Origin of the sequence: Duganella sp. Root336D2, assembly GCF_001425005.1 — a bacterium.
Lineage (GTDB): Bacteria > Pseudomonadota > Gammaproteobacteria > Burkholderiales > Burkholderiaceae_D > Rugamonas.
The window spans coordinates 1029696-1041200 of record NZ_LMDB01000012.1 but is presented as its reverse complement, the minus strand read 5'-3'; the positions used below and the strand labels follow the sequence as shown (position 1 = coordinate 1041200).

Annotated in this window: 10 protein-coding genes; 3 read left to right on the top strand and 7 right to left on the bottom strand. The window is 59.2% G+C overall.

The features are described from left to right. Positions 1-15 precede the first annotated feature (15 nt). The gene (locus tag ASD07_RS14910; RefSeq protein ID WP_055931491.1) at positions 16-915 is read right to left on the bottom strand and encodes a LysR family transcriptional regulator; all 900 of its coding nucleotides are present in this window, start codon (positions 913-915) and stop codon (positions 16-18) included. Between the two features lie 100 nt (positions 916-1015). On the opposite strand from ASD07_RS14910, the gene ASD07_RS14905 reads away from it, so the two are divergent. The 3 genes from ASD07_RS14905 to ASD07_RS14895 all read left to right on the top strand — a co-directional run bounded on the left by ASD07_RS14905 (position 1016) and on the right by ASD07_RS14895 (position 3752). Further along, positions 1016-1864 (top strand): MBL fold metallo-hydrolase, encoded by an 849-nt coding sequence (locus ASD07_RS14905; protein WP_055931488.1) that lies wholly within the window; start codon positions 1016-1018, stop codon positions 1862-1864. 198 nt (positions 1865-2062) lie between these two features. Beyond that, positions 2063-2434, top strand: coding sequence for a BlaI/MecI/CopY family transcriptional regulator (locus ASD07_RS14900; protein ID WP_055931485.1), 372 nt, complete (start codon positions 2063-2065; stop codon positions 2432-2434). A gap of 46 nt (positions 2435-2480) precedes the next feature. After that, on the top strand, positions 2481-3752 hold the full coding sequence (locus ASD07_RS14895) for a leucine-rich repeat-containing protein kinase family protein (protein WP_055931482.1): 1272 nt from the start codon (positions 2481-2483) through the stop codon (positions 3750-3752). A 1-nt stretch (position 3753) separates the two neighbouring features. Here the strand turns inward: ASD07_RS14895 and ASD07_RS14890 are convergent, their stop codons facing one another. The 6 genes from ASD07_RS14890 to ASD07_RS14865 all read right to left on the bottom strand — a co-directional run bounded on the left by ASD07_RS14890 (position 3754) and on the right by ASD07_RS14865 (position 11495). Beyond that, positions 3754-7149, bottom strand: a complete 3396-nt coding sequence (locus ASD07_RS14890) for a S41 family peptidase (RefSeq protein WP_229207144.1) — start codon at positions 7147-7149, stop codon at positions 3754-3756. Positions 7150-7324: 175 nt separating this feature from the next. Beyond that, positions 7325-7843 (bottom strand): hypothetical protein, encoded by a 519-nt coding sequence (locus ASD07_RS14885; protein ID WP_055931476.1) that lies wholly within the window; start codon positions 7841-7843, stop codon positions 7325-7327. Positions 7844-8220: 377 nt separating this feature from the next. Further along, positions 8221-9009: a DUF6585 family protein gene (locus tag ASD07_RS14880; RefSeq protein WP_055931473.1), complete on the bottom strand. Its 789-nt coding sequence runs from the start codon at positions 9007-9009 to the stop codon at positions 8221-8223. 139 nt (positions 9010-9148) lie between these two features. After that, positions 9149-10453 carry a citrate synthase gene (gene gltA, locus ASD07_RS14875; protein ID WP_055931470.1) on the bottom strand — a complete coding sequence of 435 codons (1305 nt, stop codon included), beginning with the start codon at positions 10451-10453 and terminating at the stop codon, positions 9149-9151. A 44-nt stretch (positions 10454-10497) separates the two neighbouring features. Next, on the bottom strand, positions 10498-10779 hold the full coding sequence (locus ASD07_RS14870) for a succinate dehydrogenase assembly factor 2 (RefSeq protein ID WP_055931468.1): 282 nt from the start codon (positions 10777-10779) through the stop codon (positions 10498-10500). A 5-nt stretch (positions 10780-10784) separates the two neighbouring features. Continuing rightward, complete coding sequence (locus ASD07_RS14865) at positions 10785-11495, bottom strand: succinate dehydrogenase iron-sulfur subunit (RefSeq protein ID WP_055931466.1); 711 nt, start codon at positions 11493-11495, stop codon at positions 10785-10787. Positions 11496-11505: the final 10 nt, after the last annotated feature.

Here is an 11505-nt window from a genome sequence, read left to right as displayed (position 1 = left end):
GTTGAACTGAAACAACTAAAACTCCGCGCCGCGCCGGGCGAACCAGTCGGCCAGGTAATCCAGCAAGGCCCGCAGCGCAGGCGGCATGTGCTGGCGTGATGTGTAAATGGCATGAATCCCCAAAGCCTGCGGTTGCCAATCCGGCAATACCTGCACCAGCCGGCCCTGCGTCACCAGTGGCTGCACCACGAAGCGCGGCTGCATGGCAATGCCGGCGCCCTGCCCGGCCGCCGCCAGCAAAGCCATCGACTCGTTCGAAGAGAGATTGCCGCCCACCGGCACCTCCTGCGGCGGCTCGCCATCGCGCGCCAGCATCCACACACTCCTGCCGAAATAGCTATACGCCAGGCAGTTATGCCGCGCCAGTTCCTGCGGATCGGACGGCGCGCCATATTCGGCCAGGTAGGCCGGCGCCGCCGCCAGCATCGAGCGGCACTCACCCAGCTTGCGCGCAATCTGGTTCGGCTCCAGCGCATTGGTAATACGGATCGCCAGATCGATGCGCTGTTCGACCAGGTTTACGGCGCGGTTATCGACCTGCAGGTCGACCGTCACCTGCGGATACCGGCGCAAGAATTCCGCCAGCGCATCGGCCAGCGCCGCCTGTGCCAGGAACTGCGCGCAAGCCACCCGCAGCAAGCCGCGCGGCTCCCCGGCTCCCGCATCGCCCGCCGCCGGAATCGCCCCGGCCAGCGCCAGCAGCTCACGGCAACGCGCCAACGTCAGCTCCCCCGCCGCGGTCAGGCCCAGGCGGCGCGTAGTCCGGTGCAGCAAGCGCGCACCCGCCCACTCCTCCATCTCCGCCAGGTAGCGCGTGACCATGGCACGCGACATGTCCAGCGCCTCCGCCGCCCCGGCCAGGCTGCCCCGATCGGCGATAGTGACAAAGACATTAGCGGAAGCGATACGGTCCATATGAGCGATTTATGCAATAAACAGTTTCAATATACGCTATTTTTCGATCATGTCATAAGGCCTACACTGGCGCCATCCAATCACCGAAAGGAATACAGAGATGATCAAGCACACCCTCGCAGCAGCCGCATTCGCAGCAAGCACCGTTGGCGCCTCCGCCGCCCCGCTGACGCTGGAAGTTTTCAACCCGGGCGAAGCCGCCATCTTCCCGGTTGCCTCAGTACTGGTAAAAGGCGAGAAAGACGCCGTGCTGGTGGACGCCCAGTTCTCGCGCGCCGAAGCTGAAAAGCTGGCCGCCCAGATCAAAGCCAGCGGCAAGCGCCTGACCACTATTTATGTCAGCCACGGCGACCCGGATTTCTACTTCGGCCTGGACGTGCTGAAAGCCGCCTTCCCGCAAGCGCGCATCGTGGCACGCGGCACCACCATCGCCGCCATGGAAAAGAAAGCCCAGGCCAAGGTTGCCTACTGGGGCCCGATCCTCGGCGCCAACGCCCCTAAAGGCGTGGTGATGCCGGAACTTCTGCAAGGCGACATCGAACTGGAAGGCCAAAAGCTGCAAGTCAAAGGCCAGGGCGACCGCAGCTATGTATGGATCCCATCGATCAAAGCCGTGGTCGGCGGCGTGGTGCTGTTCAAAGGCCTGCACGTATGGGTTGCCGACACCCAGACAGCGGAATCGCGCGTCCAATGGCTGTCCGTGCTTGACGAAATTTCCGGCCTGAAGCCAACCACCGTCGTCCCCGGCCACTTCGCCCCCGGCTCCGCCCTGACGCCGGACGCCATCAGCTACACCGCCGACTACCTGCGCCGCTTCGAAGCCGCCACCCCAGCCGCCGCAAACAGTGCAGCCCTGGTCGCAGCGATGAAGGCCTCCTACCCGCAAGCCGGCCTTGAAAGCGCCCTGCAACTGAGCGCCAAAGTCGCCAAAGGCGAACTCGCCTGGTAAAAGCACCACAGCCCAGCCCGTGTCACACCATGGGGTCACACCCCAAGTGTGACACGAGCTCGGCTGTGCGACGCTTGAGACCGTGTCCCCTTTGGGGTGTGACCCCAAGGTGTGACACGGAGTCAGCCGTTCGCGAGTGTAGACTTTTATGTCTAGATAATTTATTCTAGATCCATCGATGTTCTTCCTGGATCTATCATGGCCCTGCCGAAACCTACCCCTAGCGAACTGGAAATGCTGCGCCTCTTGTTTGCGCTAGGCCCGGCGACTGCGCGGCAGGTGCATGAGGCAGCGGTGGCAACACGGCCGGATATGCAATACGCCACGGTGCTGCGCCTGCTGCAAGTCATGCATACCAAGGGTCTGCTGAACCGCGATGAAAGCCAGCGCGCCCACGTCTACTCACCTGCCGAGCAGCAGGACTCGATCCAGACCTCGCTATTAAAAGACTTGATCCACAAGGCTTTTGCCGGTTCCGGCAAGGCGCTGGTGATGGCGGCGCTGCGCGGCGGTCACGTGTCAGCCAAAGAGCGCGCGGAAATCCAGAAAATGCTGGACGAGGAAAGTTGAGCGCAACAAGCTATACTGCGCCCTCCAAAACTCCCCAAGAGACCAGATGCAAACGCTTCAACAACTGCGCTCCGGTGAACTGGCCGGCGCAGTGCGGCTGCAATTGCGCTGCGCCCTGACTGAATTCCCGCGCGAGATATTCGACCTGGCCGAAACGCTGGAGATCCTGGACCTTACCGGCAACTCCCTGTCCTCCCTGCCGGACGACCTGCCACGCCTGCGCCGCCTGCGCATCATCTTCTGTTCCGAAAACCAGTTCACCGAGCTGCCGGCAGTACTGGGCCGCTGCCCTTCGCTGATGATGATCGGCTTCAAGGCGAACCGGATCACGAGCGTGCCCGCCGCCGCCCTGCCCCCTCGCCTGCGCTGGTTGATCCTGACCGACAACCGCATCGAACAACTGCCCGGTGAAATCGGCAAATGCATCGACATGCAGAAGCTCATGTTGTCAGGTAATCGCCTAAGTGCATTGCCGTCCGCGCTGGCGAACTGCAGCAAGTTGGAACTGCTGCGCATTTCGGCCAACAGGCTCCCCGAACTGCCGGACTGGCTGCCTGCCATGCCGCGCCTTGCCTGGCTGGCATTTGCCGGCAATCCTTTCAGCGAGGCGGCCATCCCGCCCGCCGCCAGCATTTCCTGGGACGAGCTGCAAATCCAGCACAAGCTGGGCGAAGGCGCGTCCGGCGTGATCCACCAGGCTATACTCAATGGAGAGCCTGTGGCGGTCAAAGTGTATAAGGGCGCCATGACCAGCGATGGCCTGCCGGCACAGGAAACCGCCGCCTGCATCGGAGCCGGCAAGCATCCCAACCTGATTCCCGTTCTTGGAACTATTCCGGACCATCCCGCAAGCCTGCCGGCACTGGTCATGCCGCTGGTCGACCCGGATTTACGCAACCTGGCGGGCCCGCCGAGCTTCGCAAGCTGTACGCGCGACGTCTACGCCGACGACCAGCACTTCACTACGGAAGCCCTGCTTGGCATTGCCCGTAGCATTGCTTCCGCAGCAGCACATTTGCATGAACGCGGCATCATGCACGGTGACCTGTACGCGCACAATATCCTCAACTGCGGCAAGGGCAATGCAGTGCTGGGAGATTTCGGCGGGGCCTCATGCTTCGCGCCGGGCACCGTACGCGCATCCGCGCTAGAGCGGCTGGAAGTAAGGGCCTTCGGCTATTTGCTGGAAGAACTGCTGGAACGCGGCGAAGAAGAATTGCCCCAGGTGCGGGCACTGGCAAATGATTGCCTGCACCCGGCACCTGAAACACGCCCTGCATTTGCCGAAGCTGCAGCAAGGCTGGAGGCAGCGGATTGAATCAACGGCTCTTGTCCGGATAAGCGGGGCGCGGCGGACGGCTTGGCGGTGACTTCGCCAGTTCGGCCTTGATCACCTCGATCGCTTTTTCAAGCTGCGGGTCGCGGCCCGCAATCACATCCGCCGGATTCTGGTCGACTTCAATATCCGGCGCAACGCCTTCATTCTCAACTCCCCAACCGCCTTCGCGTGTCCAGAACGCCAGGTTCGGCGCCGTGATCGTGCCGCCATCCAGCAGCACCGGGAAGCCGAGGATGCCAACCAGTCCGCCCCAAGTGCGCTTGCCGATCAGCGGGCCAAGCTTATTCTTGCGGAACATCCACGGCAGCAGGTCGCCGCCCGAGCCGGCCGTTTCATCGATCAGCATCGCGCGCGGGCCCTGGATCGAAGCGGATGGTGTCTTCATGTCCGCACCATAACGCATGGCCCACCACGCGATCTCCTGCTTCTGCAGCAGCTCGATGTAATAGTCGGCCAGGCTGCCGCCGCCATTGAATCGCTCATCGACAATGATCGCGTCCTTGTACGACTGCGGATAGAAGTAGCGTTTGAAGTAAGTGTGCCCCAGGCTCGCAGTATTCGGCACGTAGACATACGCCACACGCCCGCCGGTTGCGGCATCCACTTTACGGATATTCCCCTCTACCCAGTCGCGGTTGCGCAGCGCATCTTCGCTCGCCACCGGCACTACCGTAATGTGGCGCGCGCCCTTGCCATCCGCGCTCGGGCCGACCGTAATTTCCAGCGACCTGTTTGCGGTATTTTCGAAGGCGCTATACAGGTTGGTCGGCGGCGCCAGCGGACGGCCATCAACCGCCAGCAGGTACTCGCCCACTTTCACGTTAAGACCCGGCTCGGTTAATGGCGCACGCAGCGTCGGGTTCCAGTTCAGGCCACCGTAGACCTTCTTGAAGCGATAGCGACCATTGGCAATTTCGTAGTCGGCGCCAAGCAGTCCGCCCGGCACCGGTTTGGCATCGATGAAATTATCGCCGCCGCCGCCACGGTGGTGGCCGACCGCCAGTTCGCTGCACAGCCACTGGATCACACGATTCAGGTCGCTGCGCGTGGCGACGTCAGGCAGGAACTGGGCGTATTTGTCGCGCATGGCTTTCCAGTTCACGCCATGCATATGCGGGTCATAGAAGTAGTCGCGGTTGATGCGCCAGACTTCATCGTAGATCTGCTTCCATTCCGCACGCGGGTCGGCCTTGGTTTCGATGGCTTCCACACGCAGCTTGCCCTCGGACGGCGACAGCAGCTTGCCGGTGGCGGAGCCCATATTCCACTGCTCTTTCAAACGCCAGGCGATCTTCTTACCGTCAGCGCTGATTTCGAAGTCCTCCGCGTCCGCAACAATGGTTTCGGTCTTGCGCTCTTTCAGGTCGAAGCGCTGGACCTGGCGCTTGCCATCCACTTCGCGCAGGAAGAAGATTTGCCCTTCCCCGCCGGCTTCGAGATCGAAGTATTCGGATACCGGCGGCGGCATGTCGATCACTCGGGTCGAAATACCCTCCCAGTCGATGCGCATCGGAGCCGGCGGCTTGGCCGTCGCAGCGGCGGCTTTCGCCTTGGCGTCCGCGCCGCGGCTAGTGGAAGTGTCGGCCAGAACGCGTTCTTCATTTTTGTCGCCTGCGGCACCATCCTTCGGTGGCTCCTTCGGCGCAGGCGGTGCACTTGCCGCACCCTTCTCTTCATCACTTTCGCGCACCAGCGGCGACGGAACATCGTTCCTCAGCACCATCAGCCAGAGTGAACGCGTCGGGTGGTTATCCTGGTTCTGCAGCGAGAACCAGTTGTTGCTCGGTCCCGCATCGGTGGATGCGAAGAAGTACAAGTACTTGCCATTGCGGTCGAACACCGGGTTGGCGACATCGGATAGCCCGTCCGTCACCGCATGGGATTTATCTTCTTCCAGCGCATAGATGTAGGCCGTGCGCGTGTAGCTCAGCGAATTGAGCGTGTAAGCGATGAAGCGCGAATCCGGCGACCAGGTGCCGCGCAGCGACTTGTCGACGCCGTACATGGGTTCGGTAGCAACCTTCGTCTGCACGCCCGTCGCCAGGTCGATGAAATACAGCGTCCAGGAATTATCGATAAAGGCAATCTTCTTGCTATCCGGCGACCAGGCCGCGCGCTCGAAAAATCCGGAGCCATTCAGTTTGAACTTGCGCAACTCGCCCTTGCCGTCTTGTTGTCGGACATGCAAAGCGTACTCGCCACTTTCATCCGAAAAGTAGGCAACCTGGCGCCCATCCGGCGACCAGGCTGGCCCGCGCTCGTGAGCCCCCGGCGTCTGCGTCAAATGGCGAATATCGCCCTTCTCAGCCGGAAGCGTGACGATGTCGCCGCGGAATTCAAACGCCACCCTTGCCCCCGATGGCGACACTGAAGCCGCGCGAATATATTTCGCCCCACGCACCCAGCGCTCCCGCGACAAGCCCAGGTCGGCGCTGACGCCGATCGCGAGCCTGCGGCCGGCAGCCACACCACTGTCGAGGTCGAGCATATGCAGATAACCTGCCTGCTCATACACAATTCTTCCACCGGATAATGCCGCATTCAATACGGGAAAATCGGTATGCCGGGTCAGTTGGCTAATTGCTTTGCTGCGCGTGTCGTAAACGTAAAGATTAAATTCCCCATCGCGATCAGAACGGAAATAGACTTTATCTCCCACCCACATCGGATCCGCGTCATTAACACGGCTGGCAGGTTGCGGAATTCGCTCCACCACCAGAGTGTCGCGATTAAACAGCCAGATTATCGAATTCAAGCCACCACGATAACGCTTCCATTGCAAGAATGCCGGCGAAGTCGGGTTATAAGCGATGGACCGCCCATCAGGCGAAAGAGTCGCACGCGCGGCGTTTGCGATCTCAAGCTTCGTTTCGACGCCACCCCCTACCGGAACGGTAAATAGATTGCGGTACCGGTTATTAAACGCCACGCGCGGCGACGTGAATAAGACCTGCGCCCCATCCGGCGTAAAACCTTGCACCACGTCCGCACCCGGGTGCCAAGTCAAACGGCGTGGAATCCCGCCGGCAATCGGCAGGATAAACACATCCGTATTGCCGTCTATATTCGCACTATAGGCGATTGACCGGCCATCGGGAGAAAAGACCGGATTAGACTTTTCGCCGATATCCGAGGTTAGACGCCGCACATCCCGGCCATTCTGGTCGGCCAACCAGACGTCGCCAGCATAGATAAATGCAATGTTTTCTTTGGAAATCGCCGGCTCGGATAGCAGTCGGGTATCGGAAGTATTCGGGACAGCTTGGGCCGCAACAGGGATTGCCAGCGCGGTGGCGAGAATGAGGGTACGACGGGTGAACAAGCAAGCCTCCGTGAAATGAGAAAGTACTTGGCTGCAGTAGCTGGATGGGCTCAACGATAACAGAACCCGTCACTACCTGGAGGACTACAATGCCGTCAAACCAAAATTAAGCCTAAACGTGCCAAGTTGCAGCATGACTGGCCACAGTAAAAAAATATGGCAAGAAAAAGCGAGCCGTAGCTCGCTTGATCCAGTTAATCCGCGCTCGACGAATTTCTGTCTTGACGTCCTACTTTTTGGTTGGAGGGCGTGACTTGAACTGGTCAGCGCTATCAGGGCAACTCTTCAGCGTCATTTGCAACGAAACGCCAAAGGATTCGCTTCCTTTGATAAGCCTATCAATTGAAGCATAAGCGCCCGGCCCTTCCCAATAACTAAAGCGCGTGCCACCCTGCTCGACCACGGTCGTTTTGACCATCTTATGTGCAGTAAGCAGAGCCGCGATATTCTGACTCAGCTTTTCGGTTTCAACAGCGCTTGTATTCGAGAACCCAATTGCAGCCGAACACCCGCGCCCGCTTTCGAAGCCACGCATATATCCCCGCACCGAGAATCCCAATTCCTTTTTATCCTGGGGCACAGGAGAATACATATGCCAACCGTTTTGCCCCACCGCTTCCGGCCGCACCTTGATGAAATCCGCATATGGAATTGACAGCCGCATCCCATCGACTCGCAGCTCTTGAATATCAGCAGACCAGGCACGAGCCGCCAACAGAGAAGCCGCCAGAAAAATCCATTTCAACATCCGCTATTTCCTCGCCAAATTTAAGAATTGGCATGATGGCAGGCTGGATTTCCATATCCAAGGGAAATCAACCTTAATCGCCAGCGTTAACATGGCGCTCCCACAGGTAGCAGATGACGATACCTAATCGGGCGGATACGTTGCCAGAATTCGGTGCCGAATTCGGAGCCAGAATTCGGTGCCAGGTCTGTCATTTGGACAATGCGCACGCACCTTTGATCAATCTCAAGACGCACCAAGTTGGTGAGCATGATTCATCAATATATTCGTCAAAGGACAACATCTTGAGTTAGATCAAACGTGCAGCTTGCGTGTCCAAATGACAGACCTGGCACCGAATTCTTGATTACTCAACGATCTCGTCAAACGGCGCTTGCTCAAGCCAATGCAACCATTTGTTGCGGAATCTTAGCCGGGCCAGTATCGATTTGAGTGAAGTGTTCAAGTACCGCCAGAAAAACGAAGAGGTTCTTGATCTGGAAGGAGTGAGGCCGCCCCCAAGGAATCCGGCGCCCCTTTTTCTTGATGATGACTTGCCCCGCCCTTAGTTCTGCATCACCGACTTCTGCCCAGGAAACCTTGCCGAAGCGCCTGCGGAGCCCGTCACGGCTGACCTTAAGCGCACCAAAATCCACCGTCTCCCCATGCTCCATTTTCGCAATCACAAGCGGAACCATCTCCGCCGCTGTCAGCGTGAGAAGGTTGATGCCAAGCACGAAAACCTCCTTATAGCTGTCGGAGAACTTCAGGGTGGTCTGGGGCGCCAACCTTACCTTGACCCATGTGCGTCGAGTGGGGAAGCCGAGCAATTTGGTGGCGCGAACAGTCACGTACTGCACCTCGCGCCAGCCGAAGAAATGGGTTTTGCCCCTGAGCCTATAGGCCATTCCCTTCTCGAACACCGTCAGGCTTGAGCCTTTGAGCCTATACCAGCGGACGGCAATGACGATGGCAAGCAATCCGCATATTCCAGCAATTATTCTCAAGAATACAGGCAAGTCGACATCCCTCACCGTGGCCTGGGCGTCGGCGGCGACGAAGGCCAGTGCAATAGCCGTGACAATCAGCAAGACGGCAAGCACAGGATAGAGCAGGCCCAGTCGCCCAATCGGGTGGATACTGACAATTTTCCCGCACTGGCTCGCTTGATGAACGTTCGCAGACAAGTTGATTCCTTAAATTCGCAGAAGAAGACGTCGAACCCGATAGTATTATTGAAATCTTTCGAATTGACAACATTTTGCCTTCGCTGGGAATAAAAAAAGCGAGCCGAAGCTCGCTTTTTCCCCGAGAAGGCTGCAAGGACTACTTGCGGTCTTTCAGCGGAGGCACGTCGCGCACTGCCGAGCCAACGAACAGCTGGCGTGGGCGGCCGATCTTCTGCTCCGGGTCGGCGATCATTTCGTTCCACTGGGCGATCCAGCCGATGGTACGGGCCATGGCGAAGATACCGGTGAACAGGGACACCGGGATGCCCAGGGCCGACTGCACGATGCCGGAGTAGAAGTCCACGTTCGGGTACAGCTTGCGGGAGACGAAGTATTCGTCGTTCAGCGCAATCTTTTCCAGTTCCATGGCCAGCTTGAACAGTGGGTCGTCTTGCAGGCCCAGCTCTTGCAGCACTTCGTGGCAGGTTTCGCGCATCAGCTTGGCACGTGGGTCGAAGTTCTTGTACACGCGGTGACCGAAGCCCATCAGCTTGACGCCGGAGTTCTTGTCTTTCACCTGGGCGATGAAAGCCGGGATCTTGTCGACGGTGCCGATTTCTTTCAGCATGTTCAGTGCAGCTTCGTTCGCGCCGCCGTGGGCAGGGCCCCACAGGCAAGCGATACCGGCAGCGATACAGGCGAATGGGTTGGCGCCCGAGGAACCGGCCAGACGGACGGTCGAGGTCGAGGCGTTCTGCTCGTGGTCTGCGTGCAGGATCAGGATGCGGTCCAGGGCGCGCACCAGCACGTCGTTGACCTTGTACTCTTCGCATGGATTGCCGAACATCATGCGCATGAAGTTGGCGGAGTACGACAGGTCGTTGCGTGGGTACACGAACGGCTGGCCGATCGAGTATTTGTATGCCATGGCAACCAGGGTTGGCAGCTTGGCGATCAGGCGGATGGCCGAAATCTCACGCTGCTTGGCATCGTTGATGTCCAGCGAGTCGTGGTAGAACGATGCCAGCGCGCCGACGGTACCAACCAGTACCGACATCGGGTGCGCGTCGCGGCGGAAGCCGCGGAAGAAGAATTGCATCTGTTCGTGGACCATGGTGTGCTTGGTCACGGTGTCGACGAACTGTTTCTTCTGCACTGCGTTCGGCAGGTCGCCGTTCAGCAGCAGGTAGCACGATTCCATGAAGTCGGCGTTCACGGCCAGCTGTTCGATCGGGTAGCCGCGGTATTGCAGCTCGCCCTTGTCACCGTCAATATAGGTGATCGAGGAGTTGCACGACGCGGTGGACATGAAGCCTGGGTCGTAGGTGAATTTGCCGGTGGTGCCGTACAGCTTGCGGATGTCGATGACGTCCGGGCCCACGGTGCCCTTGTAGATCGGCATTTCGACCGATGGGCCGCCGTCGGAGAACGATAGCGTTGCTTTGGTATCAGAGATGTTCATGGACTCTTCCTTTGGGAGAGATGCAGCAAATAAAAAAACTTAACTCAGGCTTGGCGCAGGCGAGCCAGTAACGCATGTACATGCGGCAGGTCTATTTCGCCTTCCGGCTCCTTGCGGGCCAAGACCAGATCCATCAGTGCATTGTCCGACAAATCGAGGAGTCGCGTGAACGCGTCCACTTCCTCGTCGGTCAATCCTGCTTCGTGCGCATCGAGGAAACGAGTCAGGATAAGGTCGTTTTCCAGCAGGCCCCGTCGTGCGCGCCAGCGTAGGCGCGCACGGTTGGTCGGATCGGCCTGATGCGCTCGTTTTTCGAGTTCGGCCATGTTTATTAAATGGCGCGACGCACCATCAGTTCCTTGATCTTGCCGATCGCCTTGTTAGGGTTCAGGCCTTTCGGGCACACGTCGACGCAGTTCATGATCGAGTGGCAACGGAACAGACGGTACGGGTCTTCCAGGTTATCCAGGCGCTCACCGGTGGCTTCGTCGCGCGAGTCGGCGATGAAGCGGTAGGCTTGCAGCAGGCCGGCTGGACCGACGAACTTGTCCGGGTTCCACCAGAACGACGGGCAGGAAGTCGAGCAGCAGGCGCACAGGATGCACTCGTACAGGCCGTCCAGTTCTTCGCGTTCCGCAGGCGACTGCAGGCGCTCTTTCTCCGGAGGGATCGAGTCGTTGATCAGGAACGGCTTGATCGAGTGGTATTGCTTGAAGAACTGGGTCATGTCGACGATCAGGTCGCGCACCACCGGCAGGCCTGGCAGCGGGCGCAGCACGATAGGCTCGCTCAGCTCGTTCAGGTTGGTGGTGCAGGCCAGGCCGTTCTTGCCGTTGATGTTCATCGCGTCGGAACCGCACACGCCTTCGCGGCAGGAGCGGCGCAGCGACAGCGAATCATCGACATCGGACTTGATGCGCTGCAGTGCATCCAGCAGCATCTTGTCGGTGTCTTTCAGTTCGACCGTCAGGTCTTGCATGTAAGGCTTGGCGTCCTTGTCCGGATCGTAGCGGTAAATCTTGAATTTGAGAGTGCGTGCCATGTTGTGAGGC

Excerpts from the sequence above, each read along its gene's own strand:
- ASD07_RS14885 (WP_055931476.1), bottom strand. The coding sequence starts at position 7,843 with ATGTTGAAATGGATTTTTCTGGCGGCTTCTCTGTTGGCGGCTCGTGCC.
- ASD07_RS14865 (WP_055931466.1), bottom strand. The coding sequence starts at position 11,495 with ATGGCACGCACTCTCAAATTCAAGATTTACCGCTACGATCCGGACAAG.
- ASD07_RS14905 (WP_055931488.1), top strand. The coding sequence starts at position 1,016 with ATGATCAAGCACACCCTCGCAGCAGCCGCATTCGCAGCAAGCACCGTT.
- ASD07_RS14910 (WP_055931491.1), bottom strand. The coding sequence starts at position 915 with ATGGACCGTATCGCTTCCGCTAATGTCTTTGTCACTATCGCCGATCGG.
- gltA (WP_055931470.1), bottom strand. The coding sequence starts at position 10,453 with ATGAACATCTCTGATACCAAAGCAACGCTATCGTTCTCCGACGGCGGC.
- ASD07_RS14895 (WP_055931482.1), top strand. The coding sequence starts at position 2,481 with ATGCAAACGCTTCAACAACTGCGCTCCGGTGAACTGGCCGGCGCAGTG.
- ASD07_RS14870 (WP_055931468.1), bottom strand. The coding sequence starts at position 10,779 with ATGGCCGAACTCGAAAAACGAGCGCATCAGGCCGATCCGACCAACCGT.
- ASD07_RS14900 (WP_055931485.1), top strand. The coding sequence starts at position 2,063 with ATGGCCCTGCCGAAACCTACCCCTAGCGAACTGGAAATGCTGCGCCTC.